General features: G+C 41.7%; 24 protein-coding genes (1 of these 24 cut by a window edge). 10 read left to right on the forward strand and 14 right to left on the reverse strand.

Going from position 1 to position 22,489, the window contains the following annotated elements:
• The 5 genes from N6B01_RS11635 to selB form a co-directional block, all read left to right on the forward strand.
• A protein-coding gene (locus tag N6B01_RS11635; RefSeq protein ID WP_262078878.1) for an enoyl-CoA hydratase crosses the window boundary here: on the forward strand, positions 1-15 show its 3' portion. Its footprint begins 816 nt before the window's first position; only the last 15 of its 831 coding nucleotides appear in the window; its start codon lies beyond the left edge, outside the window; the stop codon is at positions 13-15.
• A 96-nt stretch (positions 16-111) separates the two neighbouring features.
• Entirely contained in the window at positions 112-1,644 is a 1,533-nt protein-coding gene (locus N6B01_RS11640; RefSeq protein WP_262078880.1) for a class I SAM-dependent methyltransferase, read from the forward strand.
• Between the two features lie 263 nt (positions 1,645-1,907).
• Entirely contained in the window at positions 1,908-2,822 is a 915-nt protein-coding gene (gene fdhE, locus N6B01_RS11645) for a formate dehydrogenase accessory protein FdhE (protein WP_262078881.1), read from the forward strand.
• Positions 2,823-2,837: 15 nt separating this feature from the next.
• Positions 2,838-4,226: an L-seryl-tRNA(Sec) selenium transferase gene (gene selA, locus N6B01_RS11650; RefSeq protein WP_315973315.1), complete on the forward strand. Its 1,389-nt coding sequence runs from the start codon at positions 2,838-2,840 to the stop codon at positions 4,224-4,226.
• Positions 4,223-6,157 (forward strand): selenocysteine-specific translation elongation factor, encoded by a 1,935-nt coding sequence (selB, locus tag N6B01_RS11655; RefSeq protein ID WP_262078882.1) that lies wholly within the window; start codon positions 4,223-4,225, stop codon positions 6,155-6,157. The genes selA and selB overlap by 4 nt, the downstream gene beginning before the upstream one ends.
• A gap of 7 nt (positions 6,158-6,164) precedes the next feature.
• Here selB and N6B01_RS11660 read toward each other — a convergent pair whose 3' ends face one another.
• A complete protein-coding gene (locus N6B01_RS11660) occupies positions 6,165-7,103 on the reverse strand; it encodes a glycosyltransferase family 25 protein (RefSeq protein ID WP_262078883.1) in 939 nt (312 codons plus the stop codon).
• Between the two features lie 117 nt (positions 7,104-7,220).
• Between N6B01_RS11660 and N6B01_RS11665 the strand changes: the two genes are divergently transcribed.
• The 4 genes from N6B01_RS11665 (at position 7,221) to N6B01_RS11680 (ending at position 11,854) form a co-directional block, all read left to right on the forward strand.
• Positions 7,221-9,755: a ligase-associated DNA damage response DEXH box helicase gene (locus N6B01_RS11665; protein WP_262078885.1), complete on the forward strand. Its 2,535-nt coding sequence runs from the start codon at positions 7,221-7,223 to the stop codon at positions 9,753-9,755.
• Between the two features lie 156 nt (positions 9,756-9,911).
• Positions 9,912-10,805 carry a LysR family transcriptional regulator gene (locus tag N6B01_RS11670; protein WP_262078886.1) on the forward strand — a complete coding sequence of 298 codons (894 nt, stop codon included), beginning with the start codon at positions 9,912-9,914 and terminating at the stop codon, positions 10,803-10,805.
• The gene (locus N6B01_RS11675) at positions 10,805-11,242 is read left to right on the forward strand and encodes a DUF1330 domain-containing protein (RefSeq protein ID WP_262078888.1); all 438 of its coding nucleotides are present in this window, start codon (positions 10,805-10,807) and stop codon (positions 11,240-11,242) included. Before N6B01_RS11670 ends, N6B01_RS11675 begins: the two co-directional genes overlap by 1 nt.
• 63 nt (positions 11,243-11,305) lie before the next feature.
• The gene (locus N6B01_RS11680) at positions 11,306-11,854 is read left to right on the forward strand and encodes a flavodoxin family protein (protein ID WP_182417933.1); all 549 of its coding nucleotides are present in this window, start codon (positions 11,306-11,308) and stop codon (positions 11,852-11,854) included.
• Positions 11,855-11,946: 92 nt separating this feature from the next.
• Here N6B01_RS11680 and N6B01_RS11685 read toward each other — a convergent pair whose 3' ends face one another.
• Positions 11,947-12,303 carry a hypothetical protein gene (locus tag N6B01_RS11685; RefSeq protein WP_182417934.1) on the reverse strand — a complete coding sequence of 119 codons (357 nt, stop codon included), beginning with the start codon at positions 12,301-12,303 and terminating at the stop codon, positions 11,947-11,949.
• Between the two features lie 145 nt (positions 12,304-12,448).
• Between N6B01_RS11685 and N6B01_RS11690 the strand changes: the two genes are divergently transcribed.
• Positions 12,449-12,742, forward strand: a complete 294-nt coding sequence (locus tag N6B01_RS11690; RefSeq protein ID WP_182417935.1) for a PepSY domain-containing protein — start codon at positions 12,449-12,451, stop codon at positions 12,740-12,742.
• Between the two features lie 247 nt (positions 12,743-12,989).
• Here the strand turns inward: N6B01_RS11690 and N6B01_RS11695 are convergent, their stop codons facing one another.
• The 12 genes from N6B01_RS11695 to N6B01_RS11750 form a co-directional block, all read right to left on the reverse strand.
• On the reverse strand, positions 12,990-13,262 hold the full coding sequence (locus tag N6B01_RS11695; protein WP_262078891.1) for a hypothetical protein: 273 nt from the start codon (positions 13,260-13,262) through the stop codon (positions 12,990-12,992).
• Complete coding sequence (locus N6B01_RS11700; RefSeq protein WP_262078892.1) at positions 13,263-13,928, reverse strand: gene transfer agent endolysin BgtA; 666 nt, start codon at positions 13,926-13,928, stop codon at positions 13,263-13,265. It lies immediately after the preceding gene.
• A 35-nt stretch (positions 13,929-13,963) separates the two neighbouring features.
• Entirely contained in the window at positions 13,964-14,530 is a 567-nt protein-coding gene (locus tag N6B01_RS11705; RefSeq protein WP_262078893.1) for a hypothetical protein, read from the reverse strand.
• Positions 14,531-14,541: 11 nt separating this feature from the next.
• Positions 14,542-16,194, reverse strand: a complete 1,653-nt coding sequence (locus N6B01_RS11710; RefSeq protein ID WP_262078894.1) for a phage tail protein — start codon at positions 16,192-16,194, stop codon at positions 14,542-14,544.
• Between the two features lie 56 nt (positions 16,195-16,250).
• Positions 16,251-16,676: a hypothetical protein gene (locus tag N6B01_RS11715; protein WP_262078895.1), complete on the reverse strand. Its 426-nt coding sequence runs from the start codon at positions 16,674-16,676 to the stop codon at positions 16,251-16,253.
• Between the two features lies 1 nt (position 16,677).
• A complete protein-coding gene (locus N6B01_RS11720) occupies positions 16,678-17,622 on the reverse strand; it encodes a gene transfer agent tail collar protein BgtC (protein ID WP_262078896.1) in 945 nt (314 codons plus the stop codon).
• Positions 17,623-17,773: 151 nt separating this feature from the next.
• The gene (locus tag N6B01_RS11725; RefSeq protein ID WP_262078897.1) at positions 17,774-18,823 is read right to left on the reverse strand and encodes a BaGTA-type gene transfer agent maturation protease BgtD; all 1,050 of its coding nucleotides are present in this window, start codon (positions 18,821-18,823) and stop codon (positions 17,774-17,776) included.
• Position 18,824: 1 nt separating this feature from the next.
• Positions 18,825-19,253, reverse strand: a complete 429-nt coding sequence (locus N6B01_RS11730) for a hypothetical protein (RefSeq protein ID WP_262078899.1) — start codon at positions 19,251-19,253, stop codon at positions 18,825-18,827.
• Positions 19,250-20,716, reverse strand: coding sequence for a gene transfer agent protein BgtE (locus N6B01_RS11735; RefSeq protein ID WP_262078900.1), 1,467 nt, complete (start codon positions 20,714-20,716; stop codon positions 19,250-19,252). Before N6B01_RS11735 ends, N6B01_RS11730 begins: the two co-directional genes overlap by 4 nt.
• Positions 20,717-20,799: 83 nt before the next feature.
• Complete coding sequence (locus N6B01_RS11740) at positions 20,800-21,498, reverse strand: phage adaptor protein (protein WP_182417944.1); 699 nt, start codon at positions 21,496-21,498, stop codon at positions 20,800-20,802.
• A 92-nt stretch (positions 21,499-21,590) separates the two neighbouring features.
• The gene (locus tag N6B01_RS11745) at positions 21,591-21,986 is read right to left on the reverse strand and encodes a hypothetical protein (protein WP_262078902.1); all 396 of its coding nucleotides are present in this window, start codon (positions 21,984-21,986) and stop codon (positions 21,591-21,593) included.
• 56 nt (positions 21,987-22,042) lie between these two features.
• Positions 22,043-22,480 (reverse strand): hypothetical protein, encoded by a 438-nt coding sequence (locus tag N6B01_RS11750; protein WP_262078903.1) that lies wholly within the window; start codon positions 22,478-22,480, stop codon positions 22,043-22,045.
• Positions 22,481-22,489: the final 9 nt, after the last annotated feature.

Below are 22,489 nucleotides of genomic sequence, written 5' to 3' on the forward strand. Positions count from 1 at the left end.
TTTAATCACCGCTGACATAGGACCACATAATCCCGATGCCAAGGCAATATCTATAAATTAAAATATAAAAACATTCTAATATTAACACTAAAACAATAACAAGGTAAAAACATGACAAATATGTGGCACGATGGTTATGTCGCTGATATTGAATATACAACAGGTACATATGTCGAACAAACCCCCAGTCATATGGATATGGTATGCCAATTAAACGGTATTGAATTGCCAGTTCCTGCAGATGCAGATTATAATTATTGTGAGCTTGGCTGCGGGCGCGGAGAAACATCGCTTCTAATTGCCGCAGCGAATAAGAATGCTAATGTTTGGGCATTTGATTTTAACCCTGCCCATATTTTTGAAGCAAGGCGCATGGCTGAAAAAGCCAATTTAAATAATGTACATTTTGAAGAATGCTCTTTCCAGCAAATAGCCGAAGAGCCTTGTCCTGAAGGTATGCCTTTATTTGATTATATTACACTGCATGGCGTGTGGAGCTGGGTAAGCGCGCAAAACCGCCAATATATCGTACAATTTATAAAAAAATATCTAAAGCCAGGCGGCATTGTTTATGTGTCCTATAATACCCTTCCTGCTTGGTCCGAAGTGATCCCTTTTCAAAAATTACTGTTCCAACTGGCACTTGAAGAAACTGGACGCAGCGACCAGCGCGTATTAAAGGCAGCCCACAGAATAAAGGACCTCTTACCCGAAAATCTTCGCTTTATTCCTGAGCAATTTGTCCGCGAATTGCCGGATAACGGCACATATCTTTCACACGAATATTTAAATCAAGATTGGGCCCCCGCATTCCATGTCGATGTTGCCAAAGATCTTAGTGAAGCCAAACTAAAATATGTCGGCATTTGTACCTATATCGAGAATTTTGATGAATTTGCATTTTCATATAAACAAAGTAAGATTTTGACGGCGACTGCCCCACAAACAGTTGAAACGCTTAAAGATTATTTTATCAATCGTAAATTTCGTAAAGACCTATTTACTCGGGGCTCCGTTGCCTTACAGCCTAAAAAAGCGCTTGAACAATTAAAGAAATGTGTTTTACAACTTGCTGTCCCAAAAGAAAAAATTCTTTACTCTATCGCCTCTCATGTCGGTGATTTAAGTCTTAACAAAGACTTGTTCGGCCCAATTTTTGATGCTTTGGAAAAGAAACCAATGAGCCTTGGCGAATTGGTAACACTTCCCGGTATTCCAGAACTTAATCCCAATGCTAGACAAATTATCGGCCTTTTACTCGCGGCAAATTATGTTCATATCATCAAACCGATAGAGATGCAGAAATCACGTGAAGAGGTAAGAAACTTCAATAAACTTTATGTCAAAACCTGCCTTGAGCAGGAACGTAAATTGGGCATCCTTGCTTGCGCTGCAAGTGGCAATGGCTTAATGATGAACTTCCTTGACCTGATTGCTTTTGATGCCCTTGCTGATGGCAGCAAGCCAACCGTCAATGATCTTGCCAAGAAAATTTGGAAAAGAGCAATTGAGCGCAATGATTCCCTATCTTTTGAAGGGAATATCATTCCAACTGAAGCCGATGCTGTTCGTTTGTTAAAACCCGAACTTACCAAGGTCGTTGAACAATCACTACCTATCTGGCAAAATCTTGGAGTTTTATAATTAAACGCTGATTACAGTATTATGAACATAAAAGGCATGGTTGTTTAACCATGCCTTTTAATTTTTATGCACGTAATTTAGCCTAGATGAAAGTAAAAATAGTTTAATTATTTGTCACTTTTGCGGCTTTAGCAAGTGGCAAGTTCATAGTTTTTCTAAAATACCCTAGCACTATTTAGCATTTCCATGTAAACATGGCCACTCACACATTCATACATGTTTTAAAGCACTCACTTTAGAACTATCAACTTACTGGATAGAAAATGCCACGTGATAAAAAATTTGAAGGTGATATGACAGCCGTTGGAACCATGCGCGAGCCACCAGTTTGCCGTGTTGCCAATATTGATCGCCTTTTTGAAGATAGGGCTTTGCGCTTTGAGCGTCTTGCTCCAACTAACCCCGTTTCAAGCTATATCCAATTCTTAACCAATTTAACCAAAGCCCAGCACGAAACAGCACAAAAATTCAAAGACGGTTTTACGTCTTTGACTGATGAAAAAAGCCAAATAAGCTTTGGCATGCCAATTATTGACCGCACAGCATTATATAGAAATCCGCTTGCCAATAAAATTACCAAAGATCTTTTTGCCCGTATCGAAAAAATAACTATGCCAGAGGCTTCAATGAAAGCTCTTGCAGCGGTTAAAAAATCAAAAATGATGCAAAAAGAAATTGCTGAAAATCTTAATGACCGCAAATTGCAAGAAGATCAATTGCCAGAACATATTTTTATGTTGGCGAGCTTGCAAGTGCTTTATAGTTTGGCTGCATCACAAATTGACGCAAGCAATATCAAACCGCTTGAACAAAACCTATGCCCTGCTTGCGGCGGCACTCATTCAGCATCGCAAATTGTCAATTGGCCAAATGCTGAAGGCACACGCTTTTGTTCTTGCCTTTATTGCGGTACAATGTGGAATTACGTTCGCATAAAATGCACATTTTGCGGTGAAACCGGTGCTGTTGAATATGGTGAAGTTGCTGATGGGCCTGGTAGTATTTTAGTAGAAAGCTGTAGAGATTGCGGCAAATATTGCAAAATGACCGATGCGCAAAAAGATGTTAATCTAGATGTTTTTGCAGATGATATTGGGTCGCTAGCTCTTGATCTCTTGGTTAAACAAGAAGGACGCTTTGTTCGCGGAGCTTTTAATCCATTTTTATATGGATTTTGATAAAGGATAGTGGTCGTGTTTTCAAAGCTGCCTTCGGTTGATTTGTTACTTTCACACAATCTTTTGGCTAATGCATTAAAAAGCTTTGGCCATAAGGCGACAGTTGAAGCGATTAGATCAGTTATCGACAATGAACGCTCAGTGATAAAAGCTGGACGACCAGCGCGCGATACGGCACTTCTTGCGGGACTGGTTCTTGCAAGACTTGAAAGCGAATCCATATCGAAATTACGGCCAGTTTATAATCTTACGGGCACCATTTTGCATACCAATCTTGGCCGTGCAATTCTATCCGATGCGGCCATTGCAGCCGCAAGTGATGCTATGCGCCATCCAGTTGCGCTTGAATATAATTTAAAAAGTGGCAGCAGAGGGGAGCGAGATGACCATCTGCGCCAATTAATTTGCGAACTCACTGGCGCTGAAGATGCAACCCTAGTTAATAATAATGCTGCCGCTGTTTTTATTACCCTTAATATGCTAGGTGAATTAAAATCAGGACGCCGGCAAGTGATTTTATCACGCGGTGAATTGGTTGAAATTGGCGGCGCTTTCCGCATGCCAGACATCATGGAAAAGGCAGGTGTTACTTTACGTGAAATAGGCACGACCAACCGCACCCATCGCGCGGATTATATTAATGCAATTAGTGAAGAAACTGCAGCAATAGCCAAAGTCCATACCTCAAATTTTGTCATTCAAGGTTTTAGCAAAAGCGTTTCAACTCAAGAAGTCGCCAATATTGCTCATGATGCTGGACTGCCGCTTTATGAAGATCTTGGCTCGGGCAATATTATTGATCTTCGACAATTTGGCTTACAGGCAGAACCATGTATCCGCAAAGTGGTCGAAGCAGGTGCTGATCTTGTTAGTTTTTCAGGCGACAAATTATTGGGTGGCCCCCAAGCTGGATTTATTGTTGGCAAGGCTGAGCTTATTGCGCGCATTAATCGCAATCCATTAAAACGTATTTTACGCATGGATAAAATACGCCTTGCGGCCCTTGAAGCTACCTTGCATTGCTACAAGAATGAAAGCCTGATGCTAAAAAATATTCCAACCTTACGCTTTTTGGCAAGAAAGCGTCAGGACATTGCTGAAATGGCCGGATTGTTATTGCCAGACATACAAAATAGCCTTGGTGATTTTTTCAATGCCGAGATACTGCCATGCGAAAGCGAAGTCGGCTCTGGTGCAAGCCCAGCACAAACCTTGCCAAGCATTGCCATTGCAATCAAGAGCACTGGAAATGAAACCTTAAGCCTTAATCAATTGGCGCAAAAATTGCGCGAACTACCTGTGCCGGTCATTGGTCGTATGAAAGCCAATCGCCTTATGCTCGATTTACGCACATTGGAAGAACCACAGGCTTTTGCCGCCAATTTTGGATTGCTTGATTTATGATTATTGGAACCGCAGGCCATATTGATCACGGAAAAACTAGCCTTGTCAAAAAGCTTACTGGCATTGACACCGATCGCCTCTTGGAAGAAAAAAAACGCGGCATCACGATTGAGCTAGGCTTTGCCTATAAAACAGCTGAAAATGGCGAGCGTCTTGGCTTTGTAGATGTTCCAGGCCACGAAAAGCTAATTGCAACCATGGCAACTGGCGCGGCGAGCATCGATTTTGCTTTGCTGGTAATTGCTGCAAAAGATGGCATTATGCCACAAACCCGCGAGCATCTTGATATATTATCACTGATGGGGATTACCAAAGGCGCGGTTGCATTAACCCAAATTGATCTTGTTGATAGAGATCGACTCATCGCAGTTGAGCAAGACATACAAAACTTTACTCAAAATAGTTTTTTGCAAAATGCGCCAATATTCCCCGTCTCATCATTAACAGGACAAGGCATTAATGAGCTTTGGCAATTTTTAAGTGATGAGGCACAAGAATTTAAACATCGCCCAATTGCCGGGCGTTTTCGTCAAACCATTGATCGCGCCTTTAGCGTTAAAGGCGCAGGAACAGTTATTACTGGCAGCGTCTTATCGGGGAAAATCCATAAAAATGACGACATCATTGTAGCCCCACATCATTATAAAGGACGCATTCGCACGCTTCATGTGCAAAATGAAGAAAAGTCACAGGCGATTAGCGGCGACCGCGCAGCATTAAATCTTGTTGGCGATATGCTCACATTAGACCATATCAAACGCGGCGATATGGTGATTGATCCTTTTTTAGATCAACCAACCAACCGCTTTGATGTAAGGCTTCAAGTCTTAAACAATGAAAAAAAAAATTTGCAACAATGGTTTCCAGTGCGCTTTCACCATGGAGCGCGCGATATGGCTGCCCGACTTGTTTTTTTGGAAAGTGACGAAGGCAGGCCAAATAGCAAGCCATTAGTGCAAATAGTCAGTGAAGAACCAATTATTGCCGCCAGTTTTGACCATTTTATTATTCGTGATACATCGGCAAGCAGAACCATTGGCGGCGGTTTTATTATTGATCCCTTTGCCCCAGCACGCAAAAGACGCAGCCCTCAGCGCATGGCAATTCTTGACGCTTTAGAAAATCGCAATCATGCTGAGGCTTTAACCGCCCTCCTTGCAATTGAGCCATTTTTTGTCAATTGGCAAGAATTTTGCCGCGCCCGTAATTTAACCGATAAAGAAGCCGAAGATCTTTTAACCATTGTCAAAGTTAAAAAAATTGCCACCAATGATGGTACTGTCATTTTAAGTGATACTTATTTTGCAGCAATAAATGAAAAAGTCAGTGCTATTTTAACTGACTTTCATGCAATGGAGCCTGATTTGCAAGGCATCGGGCTAGAGCAATTGCGCCGTCAAACTGCGCCCGAGTTAAAAGCACCTTTTTTCCGTCTTTTGCTGCAAGAAGGCATTAAACAAAAACAATATCGAATTTTTGGCGCATGGGTTGGGCTTTTTGGTCATGAAGCACATTTATCCGCAGAAGATGAGGCAATTTTTCAAAAAATTTCCCCGATTTTAAACGGCGATTTGCGATTTAAACCACCGCGCACCCGTGATTTTGCCAATGATCTCACCATTGATGAAAGCCATATGCGCGCTATTTTGAAAGCATCTAGCCGCATGGGGCGCGTTTACGAAGTCGCGCAAGACTATTTTTTTCCAAAGCCAGTGCTAGCCCAAATTATCGACATCATGCGTGATATTGCCAGCCAAAAGGAAAAAGGCATTTTCGTTGCTGCGGATTTACGCGATCGCTTAGATAATGGCCGAAAAATAGCTATTTTGTTGCTTGAATTTTTTGACCGACATGGCGTTACCATTCGCCGTGGTGACGAGCGTCGCCTTAATCCTTATCGATTAGATCTATTTAGTGACACCATACTGTAAAGACTAATTATTCAGCTTTTTTTGCAAAGGCTACGCGTTTCCATCGGGTTTTAGTCAATAAATTAATACCCAATCCCCAAAGCCCCGTCTTGCTGCGCTTTACCAACCGGCATAATTCGCGTTTAATGGTTTGTGCTTTAGTGCGTTTAACTTTCTTGGCTGTGGTGATTTGACTTCTCTCACCTTGCAACGTGCTTGGTAATTGTGCTTGTATAGCAATGGCAGGATCAAGCTGATAGGCTTTCAATTTATCAATAATACCATAATCAAAATTAAATAACCAATGATCAAAAGGCGCACTTACATGCTGCATTTGCACTAATAATTTTTGCGCAGCCTGTTTTGAAATAATATAGGCAGCCGCCATGATATGAGTGGATTTTAATTCCGCAAGATAAAATTCTTGACCCTTAAAACAACCAATTTTTTGCCCCTCACCCAGCCAAACTTTTTTGCCAGATGTTTCAATTTTGATTATATCGCAGGGCGCATTACTTAGAGCGCATTTCGATCTGACTGGATCAGATCGGCGCTCTAATCCTTTGTTTACATCGCGTTTTTTGTCCGAAAACCGCTTCACACTTTTCGGAAAACGCTCTAAATTATTTTTGCTAAAATGATCAATAATCCATTGGTCATCTTGCAAAATATCTCGCGCACCCTCCCCTAGCTCGACATCATCCTCAAATATGGCGCCATATTCATCATCACCGTCAGCGATGAGCTGCAACGCGCGGGCATGACTTAAAAAACAAGCAATTTCACCCTTGGTTAAAGGCTCTAGCCATATATTATTTTTTTGTATTTCGTTTAGGTCATCATCATTTAAATTTTGCGCGTCAATTGCAGCAACCCGCGTCAACTCAAGCTGCAAGTCACCAAAAATTTCCTGCAAACGCTGTAAGCGCTCTGGTGTGCGATCAAGATTGATGACATAAAGCTTCATAAGATTTCCTAATTTTTTTTAATCTAGTCTATTTTTTATCTTTAGCAAACCGGCATTCAACAATTCCATTGTCAAAATGCATCACATTTCTTACTTTATAAATAATTACAACAATGGATGGCTTATTTGACAGAAATTAATATTCCTGCCCCTATAGATAAAATTGATCTTTTACCAGAAAAATTTAAAGATTGGTTTTTACAAAAAAACTGGCAGCCACGCCCCCACCAACTCGCCCCCATTGAAAAGGCTGAAAAAGGCCTATCAACTCTACTCATTGCGCCAACCGGTGCGGGTAAAACTTTGGCCGGCTTTTTACCTTCGCTCATTTCATTATTCAACCTATCGCGTACAAAAACAAAAAAGACTACGGGTATTCATACGCTTTATATTTCGCCCCTAAAAGCACTTGCCGTTGATATTCACCGCAATCTTACAATACCAATAGCAGAAATGGCGCTTGATATATCGATAGAGACGCGCACCGGTGATACACCGCAGCATAAACGCCAACGTCAAAAAATTACCCCGCCTGATATTTTATTGACCACGCCTGAGCAGCTCGCTTTATTGCTCACAGCAAATGATGCAAAACGCTTTTTTGAAGATTTGAAATTCGTCATATTTGATGAACTCCATGCCCTACACACATCAAAGCGCGGCCATCTTTTATCCTTAGGCTTGGCGCGATTGTTTAAACTCCAACCCAATTTACAAACCATCGGTCTTTCAGCAACGGTCAGTGATCCAGATGATTTACGTGGCTGGCTTGTGCCGCAAAATTGCGCATCGTTAAAAAATAACCTTGCCGAATTGGTCACTGTAAAAGGTGGCGTTCCCCCGCAAATCACCATTTTGAAATCTCATGCAAGATTGCCTTGGGCAGGTCATTCAGCCCGTTATGCGCTGCCAGATATTTATGATATCATCAAAACTGCAAAAACAACGCTTATATTTGTGAATACCCGATCACAGGCTGAAATGGTATTTCAAGAATTATGGCGCTTAAATGAAGACAATTTACCCATTGCCCTTCATCATGGCTCGCTAGATGTTGCCCGTCGGCGCAAGGTGGAAGAAGCAATGAGCCGCAATAGCCTTAAAGCAATTGTTGCAACCTCAACCCTTGATCTTGGTATTGACTGGGGCGATGTCGATCTTGTTGTCCATATTGGCGCACCCAAAGGGGCAAGCCGCCTTGCCCAGCGCATTGGTCGTTCTAACCACCGCCTTGATGAGGCAAGTAAAGCAATCCTTGTGCCAGCAAATTGCTTTGAAGTGCTAGAGTGTCAAGCAGCCCTTGATGCCAATTATATCGGCGCGCAAGATAGCCCCAACATTAGCAAGGGTGCTTTAGATGTTTTAGCCCAACATGCGCTTGGCATGGCCATTGCCGCGCCTTTTGATGCAGATGATTTTTATGATGAAGTTACCTCAAGCATTCATTACAAAAATCTATCCCGCATTGACTTTGACCGTATTTTGGATTTTGTCGCAACCGGTGGCTATGCTTTAAAAGCCTATGAGAACTTTGCCAAAATTCGCAAAAATAAGGATGGCCTTTGGCAGGTTAGCAATGCAAAAATCGCCCAGCAATATCGCTTGAACATCGGCACAATCATTGAAGCGGCTGAATTGCAAGTGCGCCTTATCAAAAAGGGCAGCCTGAAGCGCACGTCTTATGGTGGCAAGCAGCTTGGCAAAATCGAAGAAGGCTTTGTTGAATCCTTAGAAAATGGTGATACATTTCTTTTTGCAGGCTATGTTTTGCGCTTTGAAGGTATAAGGGATAATCAATGTTTTGTTTCGCTTTCACCAAAGCATGAGGCGCGCATTCCATCCTATGCTGGCGGTAAGTTTCCACTATCAACCTTTCTTGCGGCCCAAGTACGGGCCATGCTTGCCAAGCCGCAAAGCTGGCATAAATTGCCGGACGCTGTGCGGCATTGGCTAGAAATGCAACAACAAAAATCAATTTTGCCAGCACAAAACGAATTATTAATTGAAACATTTCAAGAAAAAAAGCAGCATTTCCTCGTCGCCTATCCCTTTGAAGGCCGTCTTGCTCATCAAACCCTTGGCATGTTGCTTACAAAGCGTCTAGACCGCATGGGGCTTAATCCACTTGGCTTTGTCGCAACCGATTATTCCATTGCTCTTTGGGGGCTTAATGATTTAAATCAAGCTATTGCATCAAGGCAGTTAGATTTAAGCGAATTATTGAGTGAAGACATGTTGGGCGATGACCTTGAGGCATGGCTTGAAGACAGCCATTTATTGAAACGGTCTTTTCGCAATTGCGCGATTATTTCAGGGCTTATTAATCGCCGTCATTTTGGTACGATGAAAACTGGTCGGCAAGTCACCATTTCAACTGATCTTGTTTATGACGTTTTACGCAATCATCAAAAAGACCACATTTTATTAAAAGCAACCCGTCAAGATGCCGCCCATGGCCTTTTAGATATAGCACGCCTTGGTGATATGCTGGCGCGGATTAAAAATCATATTCACCATCACCACTGCACCCATATATCACCGCTTGCGCTACCAGTTATTATGGAGATCGGCCGCGAAATGATTCCGGGTAGCGGTCGAAACCTTATCTTGGAAGAACTCGCGCAAGAATATGCTAATTTTGATTTTGGTTGATATACAAGTGCCAATCATTTTATTATTCATATTTACACGGTTTAAATGGTATAATACGCGCAATAAAACTGCATTTTATGCGTAAACATGAAAATGAGCATGGCGTTTTAAATACCTCACGACCCAAAAGGCTAAAGAAATTAAGCGGATAATACAATGTTACGTGAAAACATCCATGATCTTTTGTTGTTTTTTGTTGTTGCAAGAGAAAAAAGCTTTACACGGGCGGCAAGCCAACTTGGCCTTACTCAATCCGCGCTTAGCCACGCCATACGTGGGCTTGAAGCGCGATTGAATTTAAGGCTTTTAACTCGTACAACCCGAAGCGTTGAAGTAACGCCAGCTGGTGAGCAACTTATTCAAGATGTTTTTCCCTTGTTGCAAGAAGTTGAAGAAAAACTTGAAACCATCACCCAATTAAGCGGCCAACCATCTGGAACTATTCGCCTAACAACGGTTGATCTTGCGGCACAATATGTTCTCTGGCCTAAATTAAAAATATTTTTAGAAAAATATCCCAATATAAATATCGAAATCAGCAGTGATTACGGTCTTGTTGATATTGTAAGCAGCCGCTTTGATGCGGGTATCCGTCTAGGTGAGCATCTTGCCAAGGATATGATTGGCGTTTGTATAGGGCCCAATATGCATATGGCGGTCGTTGCAACGCCTTCTTATTTTAAACATTTTCCAAAACCAAAAAATCTTGAAGATTTAGATCAGCAAAATTGTATCAATTTGCGGTTGCCCACATCAGGCGGACTTTATCCTTGGGAATTTGATGTGGACGAAAAAACCGTTAAAATACGAGTCAAAGGGCAACTTACCTTCAATACCTACCCGCAAATATTAACTGCAGCACTTGACGGCTTCGGTCTTGCTTACATTCCGCATGACATAGTTAAAAACTATATCACATCGGGCCACTTAATCAGCGTTCTTGAAGAATTTTGTCAGCCATTTCCAGGTTATTATTTATATTATCCAAGCCGCCGACATCATACAGCCGCCTTTAACCTTCTCGTACAGGCTTTGCGCTATCACCATTAATGAATGGCATTCATAAGTTCAATGATTGTAATACGACTAGTTATTTTTCAAAATCAAGATATTTAATCATTCATCACGCACATCCCGCAGGAATGATAAAAATGCAAGACACATCTTTAATAGTTGAAAATAAACCAGCCTATTTTGTCGCCGAGTTTTGGTTAAATGATTTAGAACCTATGCAAACTTATTCATCGCAAGTTCTGGCAACTTTAATACCTTTTAACGGCAAACTGATTGTACGCAATAATCAAACAATTCCATTGGAAGGAGAGTCAATAGCAAATGCAGCTATTGTAATCTTAGAATTTCCGTCAATGCAGCATGCAAAAAATTGGTATTACTCTAAGGCCTATCAAAAAATTATACCGTTACGCCATAAAGCAGGAAAAACCAACGCCTATCTGGTTGAAGGGCTTACACTACCATCTTCTTAAACCAATTTCTGTGTTCGCCAATTTTTTTCAATCTAAACAATATAATTTAAGGAATATCACATCATGAAGATTGCAATCGTTTATCATAGTGGCTTTGGCCATACAGAAAAACTTGCCCAATATGTAGCAAAAGGTGCGAAAGAAGTGCAAGGCGCCGAAGTCTTTGAAATTAAACTTAGTGATGAGGCAACACCTTGGCCGTTATTGGAAGAAGCCGATGCAATTATTTTCGGCTCCCCTACATATAACGGAACAATTAGCGCACGTTTTAAGCAATTTATGGAAGAGTCAACCCGCCCTGCTTTTATCAAACAAGCTTGGCAAAACAAACTTGCAGCAGGCTTTACAACATCTGGTGCTTTACATGGCGATAAACTTAATAGCCTTATGACAATGAGTCTTTTTGCTGCTCAACAAGGGATGATATGGGTAAATCTAGGTCTGATGGCAGGAACTGCTGATACTGATTTAAACCCAATTGGCAGCTGGTTAGGTGCGATGGCACAATCAAGTGATGCATCACCAGAAATCACCCCTAAAATGAATGATTTACTCACCGCTCAATATCTTGGCAAACATGTTAGCGAAATAGCAGCAAAATTATCTCGATAATTATCCTAAATGTCTCATAAAACACTTTGTAAGTAATTTTATTTAGCATTTTATAAAAAGTAAAAAAGCGGGTTAAGGCTATAATACTAGTCTTAACTCGTAATTTTTCGCCTAAAATGTTTGATAATAATAACTAAGCTTTCAATCAAAGTTATGCCCAATGCGCCACACATAAGACCAGCAAGGCCAGTTATACTTTCAGGTGATAATATTGCTCCTTGTTCAATTAAATCAAACTTATTTAAAAGATGTAGTGAAATATGGGTGACCGTTGGCGTCATATAAACGGCACAGATAGCCCCACCAATCCATTCACTTAATCGTTTCAACCAACTTTGTTTTGGGCCAGTTATTTGCCGTAAAACAGCACCAAGACTGCCGGCAAGCCCCGTCCAAAAAAGCCCAAATAGCGTTAGATACCAATCAGGCGGAATATTTCTCTCAGGCATTTTATATCTTTCTACAGTTTAAAAAAACAGGTTTTACTTCCTGTCAGAACGCTGACGGCTCATGTGAGATTGGCGTCAGGGGAATCATGCTAAATAAGTTTTCATCAAACAAAATCTTAAACCAACTCAATTATGGAGATGAAAAATGTCAGTTAAAACGTTACGAGCCCTTGTTGTTACCTCTGCAATAGCTGCAATTGGTGTTGCTGGTTTAGCGTCCGCTTCTTATGCACAAAATGCGCCCTATCCTGCACAAACAAGTGCCCGCATCAGTACTTCACAGCTTGCCAGTAAAATTGAACAAGCAGGCTATCAAATTCGTGATATTGACCAAAAATATTACGGCTGGGAAGTTGAGGTGACAGACAGAAACAACCAGCGCCTTGAGCTTCGCGTTGACAATCAAGGCAATATTACCGGCCAAGAATATGATGATTAATCACATCATGTAGGAATATTTAAAAAGATGCTTTTTAGATCGCCGATCTGATTGGATCAGATCGGCGATCTAATCCATTGTTTACACCGCGTTTTTTGTCCGAAAACCGCTTCACACTTTTCAGAAAAACACTCTAACAAGGGCATCTTTTTTCCTTTACTTCCAACAGCCTTGCTTTTGGCCAAAGCGATTGGTTACCACAAGCCATTTGCTAAGTTGCGGCTCTTTCAAAACCAATTGGGCTGGCTCATTTATTTTCGGCGGTGCTGTCCACCCTGCGCAAGAGAGCCTCGCATGGATCATTTTTTGGGAAGGGCTTTGACACCCCATTAAGGGCAAGGCACAAAGCATAATCGCTATATAGATCAACTTCATTTTGAATTTTACTCGCTAATTGGTAAGCTTTAACCGCTGATTTAAGCGCAGCCTCGCGCTCAAAACTGCGCCCATAAAAAAAGCCGCTTGATGCGGCGGCAAATAGACAAACAGCAATGATGCCAATTTTATAGGGCCAAATCATTTAAGTATTTTCCTTTTTGATACGGCGGATAAAATAAGCTGCACCAATAAAGGCAGCCACCACCATAACAATAGCTAAAGCCCATTGAAAAGGTCCCCCGCCACTAGCAAAGCCGGTTAATCCTGATGCAGCTCCCAATATGGGGGCAATCACTTCTGGCTTGGTCAAAGGATTATCCTTAATTGGCTGCGGTTTGATATAATTAGACGAAACAAATTCACCCTTTGCCCATAAACCACCCTCGGCAGATCTTCGATTAACTAGCCCTTGCAAGCGTTTACCGCCCGCATTAACCCATTTCATCAATTCCACCGGCACCCCATCATAATCGCCCTTGTTCAATTTTTTAAGCAAAGAGGATTTTTTAAAAGCTCCAACCCCAACATTATAGGCAAATGAAACAAGAGCTGCAAATTGGCTGTCGTTCAATTTAACTTTGACTGCATGCTCAACCGCTTGTTCAAATTGCCTTAAATCACGCATTAAAATATGAGTGGCCTCAATATCGGTAATTACCATACCCGGCCTTACATAAGGATCACCTGCCATACTGGTATGACCGTAGCCAATTGTCCAAACATTCGCACTATCTTGATAAGCGTTAAGGCGTAAACCTTCCCAACGTTTGATGTGATCCAACCCTTGTTGATTGATTTTTCTAGTCACGAAATCACCTTTCTAGGATAAAAATCTATCCCCAATTATATGTTGGAAAATTCCTGCCAAGCTTCATTAAAACTATCCCAGTCAAGCGCCAAACCACTCACAATATGCTGAACTAAGAAATGCTCATGGTCAAAACTCAAACCATAATCCCACTCTATTTGCGCATCTTCTTTTTTAGGCGATGGCAGAGTGTTGATCACGCCTTGCACAAGGGGCAATTTATCAAGCTTGCGTAATAACAAACGGATTTGCCGCGCAGTTAAAACAGGATAGACTTTTTCTTGCCCAACTTTCTGTTGATCTATTTTTGGCGGTTGGCGCAAAAGTCCAATTTCGGCAGGGTTACCCAAGGTAGTAATTTCCACCTTGGTGCCATTGCTATCAAACCAAACGTCACCGCGATAATCTGCAATAATTTGCCATTTATCTTGTTCAGGCAAAAAAACAACATTTTGATTTTTTTTAAATTTTGGCGGTGACTGCAAGGTTGAAAAGGCGGGAAACAACCAAACACCCTCCTCCATTGGCGAGCGATCTGCAAAAGTTGTCCCTAAATATTCAAAACTATTTGGATGATAATTATAAATTTTTGGTGCGTTCATAATTTTTAACCTTAATAACGAATACAAGCTAATAAAGCGATATTGCGTGGGCGATTTTCATCTGCGGTGGGTACAACGCTTGACGCATCAAATGTAAGTATACTGCCCGGTGTTGGAACGGATGGATTAATAAAACGAAAGCCTGACGGATTATTAAGCGAAAAGGCGCCGCTCGCAGCTTGCCATGGCACAGCGCTAGAAGACCCCAATCTTGCAGTAATATTACGTATCGCGTCCCCCTGCGCAGTGCCAATTCCACGCCCGGTGTCGATGCCGCGCCCGTCATCAAAACTACGCAAAAACTCACCACGCAAATCGGGAATTCGAAACATCGACACTTCGCCCGTGCCGTAAGAAAAGCACCCTTGGGCACCTGCCTGCCAGTCACTCTCACTAACAACAGCACCTGTTTCCGTGGCAAAAGCCCAAAGGTCAGGGTATGATATTCTTGATATCAATGCGCCATTGGCCTTCAACCAACCAGATGGTGGGTTATTAGCAGGAAAAAAGGCAATCTGGCCAATTAAACTGCGCTGTGCAGCTAAAATAGCAACAATTGCACGCCGTTCAGTTGTACGTAAAAATAGATTGCGGCTCCCTTCATTAAGGTTATCAGCGTCATAAATATCTGCTGCCACATTATTGGGATCATAGACCGATTTGGTCATATCTCCACCACCTGATCCACCACCCGATCCACTTGCAGTAATTGTAGCCCAACTCCCATCACCGCGTAAAAAGCTCGCGCTATTGGCAGTTCCACTTGCAGTAATGTCGGCAACAACAATCTTGCTTTTACTGGCTAATGCGCCAAGATCGGCAGGCTGGACAGATGTTTGCGCCTTAGCTATCGCGGCAATACTTGTCGCATTAAGTGACAATTCAATCTTGCTCGCACTCAAAGTACCGCCACCGGTTAGACCAGTGCCAGAGGAAATTTGAACCGTTTTAGCTGCCGCATTATCCAATAATGCCTTATCACTTGTAGTAAAAATTTTATTGGTTGTGCCAGCAACCATATTATCCATATTAAATGCATCAGCATTTTTACCGGCAGGATCATAGACCGATTTGGTCATATCGCCACCACCTGATCCACCACCCGATCCACTTGCGGTAATTGTGGCCCAACTCCCATCACCGCGTAAAAAGCTCGCATTATTGGCAGTCCCACTTGCAGTAATATCAGCAACAACGATTTTACTTTTGCTGGCCAATGCGCCAAGATCAGCAGGCTGGACAGATGTTTGTGCCTTAGCTATCGCAGCGAGACTGGAAGAATTTAATGAAAATTCAATACTGCGATCACTTAAGGTACCACCGCCTGTCAAACCGCGTCCAGGGGATAGAATTAAAAATCTAGAAGCGGCATCATTTGCTTTATCCAAAGCATTTAAAGTTGCTTCTGATAGATTAAGGGTTCTATCCTCACTAAAATCACCACCACCTTGCAAACCATTGCCAGCAATAATTTTACGATCTGGATTAACCGCCCGATCAGCTTTTAAGCCCTGTTCAGATGTTGCAAAAGCCGAAACATCTTCTACTGCAGCACTGCCAAGGCTAGCTGGCACTACAACTTTATCAACTGCAATTCCTGCCACCACCTCTTGTTTGGTTGCGGCTGGCAATTCAAAATTATGGGTGTGATAGGGAACAGCCATAGGTTAACTCCATAAAAAAAACCGCTTAAAGCGGCAAATAAATTATAATGACGATTTTAAAACCAACGGCCCATGGCCATTCTTTGCGGCGGCTTCATATTACTGGTTAACTCATTGGCATTACGACTAAACAGTACTTTTGCTCTGTCAATCTCACTAATAAGCACAGAACTATTATTTTGCACTGCCAATGGCGTAATTGTCACAACTGGTGTTGACACGAAAGCAGCTGGAAAAATCCATTCAGCAAAGGATTGATTATCGCTACGCCTTACTGACGATACAGAATTTGCCCAGCAAAGCTGCGTACCATCAGCAAATCGCACAAAGTCCCCATTTTCATTGCTGCCACTTGTTATACCAGCTTTTAAAACCGCATTAAGTGGCGCATGCACCATTTCATTATTGGCATAGATAATAACGCGAATTTTTTCCGGCTCTTTAATGCCCGAAATTGCAAAAGGTGTTTGACTTGCACTCATTTTACACCTTTATCGCATATAAAATACCAAGATTAATTGGGCGTGCTTCATTACCACCATCAGAATTAATGGTATGATTATGATCGCCATTAGTTGTTGTGGTGCGTGTTTCTTCACGCACACCAGGAACAAACGCGTTATACCCAAAGTTGCCAGCAGCAATAACGTCTATATATCTATAGGTAAAATTATGATTATGGTTACCATTAGTACTTGTCACCCCACCATGATTATGGGCACGATTTTGGCTATCTTGAAACGTTGCAAAAGCACGACCACTATCAATACCACGCCCATGGTCCCAACCGCGTAAAAACACCCCACGAAAATCAGGTAGATTGAAACTGGTTTGCCCATCACCCCACCCCCAAGTGCCACCAATGGCATTAAACAAAGCAGGATAAACAGCACGTGAAACTGCAGCGCCGTTACATTCAAGCCAGCCAGTTGGCGCAAACGCCATAGCAAAAGGTGCAATCATACCAGTAGGAATGGCTTGGCTCGGTGTTGGCGCTGCTAAAAACCAGCCCCCACCACCATTATTCAAACTTTGTTGGTAAACCGCCTCATAAATACCACCAATTTTAATTTCACCACCTACTAAAGCAGTTACACCATTAAAATTAGATTGAAATATTGGACGTGCACCAAGACCATTCAAATTTAAGGTCGCATTACCATTATTATTGCCAACGGCTCGAAACCGCACCAAAATACCATCAAAAAGGCTGGTTATCGTTGCATTGCTGCGTAATTCCACACTATTTGCACTTCCGCCAGCGATAAGTGTGCCGCCAATATCGGCAATATATTCGCGAATACGCTGCATCATTGCCCGCGCCGAATTATTTACCGAACTTGGTGGCTGCCCTTCCGACCAATTGATAATATCATCGGCATTAGCATTATTTGCCGCATTGAGCGACCAATCATAAATTGTGCTCATCACCATCTCCAAATTATTAAGGGAAAAATTAAAGCCTTTTTAGGCCAGTTTAGAGCGCATTTCGATCTGATTGGATCAGATCGCCGCTCTAATCCATTGTTTACACCGCGTTTTTTGTCCGAAAACCGCTTCACACTTTTCGGAAAACGCTCTAATGGACTAATTCCATAGCAAAGCCGATCTCACTATAGTCAACACAATAAAGACCATCACTTTCATCAATCAATACCGCTTGCGGTTTAATCGATAAAACATCTTGCGCCATCACGCCGCGATAACGTTGTGGCTGCCCACAATAATTAAACTCATAAAACGGATAGCCGTTGCGATTTCCAATTTGAACAATGTTCTCTTTGGAGCGGATATCAGACTTGCCGATCAAACCACCAACAGTTTTCGCCGTATCCAACAGGCTTGGCTTTTTGGTTGTCTGGCTTTGGCTCGAACCACTGCTTGTGCCATAATTGCCCGAAAAACCAGTTGCCGCATTTTGCAAAAGATTAAGCCTACTCCAATCACGATTATCATCTTCAAGCCATTTTTGCCAATCGGCATCAACTTGCGCCTGCGCGTTGTCATCAAGCGTCTGGCCACCATTTAATGCATTGCGCCAAGCATTGCTTTCATTACCTAAATAATTGGCAGTACCTGCCACTTGCCCTTGATTAGCACTGTCAATCTGACTATTGGCAGTTAGCATATTTTTTACATCTTGATTATATTGATTGGACAAAGCGGAGGTTGCAACTTGGCCTAGATTATTGGCAAGAACTCCCGAATGCGCACCCGAGCCATATCGCCCAGCACCTGCCATCTGGCTATTAATGGTAGTGGCAGTATTATTCAACGTATTTTGTAATGCTTCGTTAAAAGCACTATTATTGCCAATTAAATCACCTGATGCCATTTTTGTTAAATTACTAGCACTTGAGGTAGGATTATTCATCAATTGGCGAAGATAATCATTATCGAAATTATTAGCACTATTTGCTAAACCATCAATGGCAGATTTTGTTGTATCACTTAAATCTGCAACGCGCTGCCCTTGATAAACATTACCGCCTTGTCCATTTTGATAGGCCGAAAGAGCATCACTTGCCCCTTGCTGAAACAAAGCTTGCGACCAAGCTGGCGGCGCATTGGTCTGGCTTTCCGTTTGTTTTTGTTCGCTCTTACTGTTTTTACTTGTGCTACCACCCATATTAAAGCTCCTTATAATAGCGGACAAATTTTGCCGCATATCCATGTTTTGCTAAAGCTTTGCGCCAACCTAATCGCCCAATCGGGCAAATTTCATCAAAGCCATTATTTCGCGCCCAAACTTCAATTGTCTCAATCAAATCGGCTATAAATGGTCCGCCCTCACCCGCCAATTCTAATAAAAGCAAACGCTTACGCCCGGTTTCAGTCACCTCTTTCTGGCTTGTGACAAAAGCAACAAACTCCTTTTTTTCATCCAAAATGAGCCATAGCTGCTCAACCCCCTCGGCAATGTTGCGGGCAAGATTGGCAATGCTAATATCGTCTGGAAAACGCTGCTCCAGTTTTTTCATGGCTTCGCCTATTGCCTTGCTATATGGCGCAATTTCATCAAAGCTCCACTCACTGGTTAAATAGATTGATAGGCTCATCGCATCCCCGCAAAATTAAAATCAACATCAAAACCCTTTACATGTTTCCAAACTTCACCGGCTGGAACACGCAACCTAAATTTATGGAAACGCCCGCGCGCGCGCATGTGATAACGGCCACTATTATAAGAAGGCAATTTTTCCACCCCCCATCGAATTGGGTCATAAAGGTTACGTCGAAATCGTGTTCCAACACTTAAAAATGCCTGATCGGTATCAATGGCCGCAAACACTGAGCTAATTCGTTGCACACTACCCGCGGTTGAGCCAATCTCTTGCGATGAAACAATCGCCTCCATCCCAGTGCCGGAAAATGCACCAAGGCGATAATCTGCCGAAAACGCTCCTAAAATCGGAGCGCCGCCCTGCCAAGCCTTGCTGTCTAATGAAAATGGAAGGGTTTCAAGACTCATTGATACACGGTCTAAACCATCAAGCGTATAGCCAGCATTATAAATCGGTAAAATGCCGCAAGTCTCAACATTGACCAAAGACCAACGTTGCAAGCCCCAATCATAAATCAGCATTTCTCTAAAAATACCAGTTCCCAAATAATCGGTAATCCAGTAAACACGGCTATAAAATGGATCAATGGCACCAAACATGCTGGAAATATCAACGGCATTTAATTTAGAAAAAACACTGCGATCGACTTTTTCAAAGCCAATCGGATTAATTGTGCCATCCATACTTATTTGAAAAAAGCCACCCTCATCAGCATAAAAAGCATAAGAACCCCGACATGCAATCGAAGCGGCTGACTTCGCACCACGTTTATCGTGAATTTTTTGAAAACTAAAAATAATGTCAGAACCGGGCACGAAGGTGGCACGATAAATAGCAGTTTGCAAAAATACAATTGGATTTGTTGTTTCACTAGAGCCTTGAACATTGCCACCATCGGGAAAATTTTGATAATCACAATTTTTTTGACCCACCGTCCACCATTCAGCGTCATTAAGCCCCGACCAATGAACACGGTTTGGAAAATCAGGCAATTGCATAAGACAAACAAAATCACCCCAAACCCGCACTAAACCTGCTCGCGGCGGATCACCACCAAGATTACGAAAACGACTTGCTTGCCCAATGATAAAGACTTGCGGTGCATCGTTTTTATTCACCGCAATAACATAATTGCCAAATGCCGCGAAACTCCAACGCGCATCTTCATTAGCTGAATAGCTAAAATTCTCTTTACCAATATTTTTCCAGGTTAAATCAGTATTATCTAGCATATAAAGACCAGTGTCAGTACCGCAAAATATAAGCGTTGTGCCATCAACAGCGCGCACAGCAATGCCACCTAAGGGCTTTGCCATCAAATTACCGGTAAAAACTTCAAAAGAAGGCATTGGTATATAAGAGCCATCGGCAGGAATAACATTGCGAATATCATCGGTAAATTGACCATTTATATCAGCAACATCTGGGCGATATTCAGCAATAGGAAAAAAAGCCATCGACTTTTCCTTTCAAAAGGCAATTTGCAGAAACATTTTATTGCGGAAAAGCAGAGTTTTCTTTTCCTAAAAATGCTAAATATTTAAAAATTTGTCGGATAGATGCGGCCTCGGCCATTGCGGCGCGAGGTCTCGGCTCTTAATGCGGCTAATTGCTCATAAAAATCATTCAAGGCACTTGCAGCAATATCGCCATCTTTTAAAATGTCCTTATAAAGCTCATATTTCGCCCTCGCGCGAATTAAATCAAAAGCCTCATAAAACCAAGGATTTGGCTCACTCGCCGAAGTAATATTGCGAAATCGCACCGGCGATAATTGCAATCTTATTTGATAGGCTGTGTCAGGAATAGGATAAAACCGTAATTTTTGCCCAAAATAACTATAATAGATAGGTTCGCCGCACATATTGCTTTGGTTGGTTTCCATAAACTCCGGCGGTTTTGCTGTTAAAGACACATAGTGATTATTATCCCTTTGGCAATAAACCTGAGAAAGACCAGCTAGAGTCGCAATCGCCTCATTATCATTGGCTGAATAAAATTCCTGATCTTGTTTGGTAAAAAAACTCACCTCACGACTTTCATTAAAATAAAAAGGCTCACGCTCACAAAATCTAATAGCTGAAAAGATTGCTTCTTGGATCTGCGCCAAATATTCATTATTGGTGTCATCAAGATCATCAGAAATACTATTGATCAAATCAGTAAACGTTTTAATTTGCGGTGCTAAAACCGTGGGTATGCCTGAAATCGGGCCACCCGTTGTTACGATAACTGCCATTTATCCCTCGCATAGGTCATCATTCAATCAAATGACAAAACGCATTTGAAAGTAATAAAAAATATTTTGGATTGGAAATTAACAATCGACAGCTAATCTGTCGTCGTTTCGTCTAAATGCCATATAGTGTCATGGAAAATCGGGATATTGAATAAGCATTTATGAAATGTCAAAACTTTGTCATGTAGCCGCATTGCACAATGATTAAGTGGTCTGCCTTTTTCTTCGCGCAAAAACAAACTATCATCTGCAATATACCATTCTTCCCAGCCATCACTCGCACCGTCTATCATCCAACGACCATCAGGCATTAATGCATAGGCGAATTCTATGCGTGTTAAAAATTCTGCACCAAAACACAGACTGGTTTTAATCTTAAAACTTGAAGTTTTTTCACTCCACATCTCGAAACATTTGCCTGCAACATCTGCCTTGTGCAACTTTTCTATGCGCGTCTCTGCCTGCACTATGGATGGTATAAAAGCCATCGACAAGGAGCTAAAAATTATAATTAAAAATTTCATCAGGTGGTGCTTTTTCTTGGCTATTTTTCTTTCAGATCTTCATTTTGTTCCTGTCGCCACCTGCCACTTAATACGTTGTTATCATTGTCACATGGACCCAGAACTAAAATCTCTTTTTCAAGTTTAAATGCGCAATGCCCTAAGGCACCAACTCGGCTATCTTTAAAAAACAATTTGTTACCGTTGACATACCAATCACTCCAAACGAAAGAAAGATCTGTCATTTCAACATGGCCATCAGGCCGCATAAAACCAACATCATAATAATAAGTAAAAACATGTTCTTTAAAACAAAGTGGATTTAAATATACTTTATCTGAATCTTCTTTTTGTAATTCCTTAAAGCATTTACCAACTAAAGAGGCAGCGCTAATCACATCATTAGAAAAGCTTGGCTTAGTAAAAAAACCGACCCCAGCAATATTAATTAAAATAAATACTAATCTAAAATATTTCAAAAAACTTCC

The organism is Bartonella sp. HY406 (genome assembly GCF_025449315.1).
GTDB lineage: Bacteria > Pseudomonadota > Alphaproteobacteria > Rhizobiales > Rhizobiaceae > HY038.

Bases quoted from the DNA above. Each gene is read 5' to 3' on its own strand.
- N6B01_RS11640 (WP_262078880.1), top strand. From the start codon at position 112: ATGACAAATATGTGGCACGATGGTTATGTCGCTGATATTGAATATACA.
- N6B01_RS11665 (WP_262078885.1), top strand. From the start codon at position 7,221: ATGGCTTATTTGACAGAAATTAATATTCCTGCCCCTATAGATAAAATT.
- N6B01_RS11740 (WP_182417944.1), bottom strand. From the start codon at position 21,498: ATGGCAGTTATCGTAACAACGGGTGGCCCGATTTCAGGCATACCCACG.
- N6B01_RS11685 (WP_182417934.1), bottom strand. From the start codon at position 12,303: ATGCCTGAGAGAAATATTCCGCCTGATTGGTATCTAACGCTATTTGGG.
- N6B01_RS11735 (WP_262078900.1), bottom strand. From the start codon at position 20,716: ATGGCTTTTTTTCCTATTGCTGAATATCGCCCAGATGTTGCTGATATA.
- N6B01_RS11675 (WP_262078888.1), top strand. From the start codon at position 10,805: ATGAATGGCATTCATAAGTTCAATGATTGTAATACGACTAGTTATTTT.
- N6B01_RS11730 (WP_262078899.1), bottom strand. From the start codon at position 19,253: ATGAGCCTATCAATCTATTTAACCAGTGAGTGGAGCTTTGATGAAATT.
- N6B01_RS11715 (WP_262078895.1), bottom strand. From the start codon at position 16,676: ATGAGTGCAAGTCAAACACCTTTTGCAATTTCGGGCATTAAAGAGCCG.
- N6B01_RS11705 (WP_262078893.1), bottom strand. From the start codon at position 14,530: ATGAACGCACCAAAAATTTATAATTATCATCCAAATAGTTTTGAATAT.
- N6B01_RS11695 (WP_262078891.1), bottom strand. From the start codon at position 13,262: ATGATTTGGCCCTATAAAATTGGCATCATTGCTGTTTGTCTATTTGCC.
- N6B01_RS11725 (WP_262078897.1), bottom strand. From the start codon at position 18,823: ATGGGTGGTAGCACAAGTAAAAACAGTAAGAGCGAACAAAAACAAACG.
- N6B01_RS11690 (WP_182417935.1), top strand. From the start codon at position 12,449: ATGTCAGTTAAAACGTTACGAGCCCTTGTTGTTACCTCTGCAATAGCT.
- N6B01_RS11710 (WP_262078894.1), bottom strand. From the start codon at position 16,194: ATGGCTGTTCCCTATCACACCCATAATTTTGAATTGCCAGCCGCAACC.
- fdhE (WP_262078881.1), top strand. From the start codon at position 1,908: ATGCCACGTGATAAAAAATTTGAAGGTGATATGACAGCCGTTGGAACC.
- N6B01_RS11660 (WP_262078883.1), bottom strand. From the start codon at position 7,103: ATGAAGCTTTATGTCATCAATCTTGATCGCACACCAGAGCGCTTACAG.
- selB (WP_262078882.1), top strand. From the start codon at position 4,223: ATGATTATTGGAACCGCAGGCCATATTGATCACGGAAAAACTAGCCTT.
- N6B01_RS11745 (WP_262078902.1), bottom strand. From the start codon at position 21,986: ATGGCTTTTATACCATCCATAGTGCAGGCAGAGACGCGCATAGAAAAG.
- N6B01_RS11670 (WP_262078886.1), top strand. From the start codon at position 9,912: ATGTTACGTGAAAACATCCATGATCTTTTGTTGTTTTTTGTTGTTGCA.
- N6B01_RS11680 (WP_182417933.1), top strand. From the start codon at position 11,306: ATGAAGATTGCAATCGTTTATCATAGTGGCTTTGGCCATACAGAAAAA.
- N6B01_RS11720 (WP_262078896.1), bottom strand. From the start codon at position 17,622: ATGAGCACAATTTATGATTGGTCGCTCAATGCGGCAAATAATGCTAAT.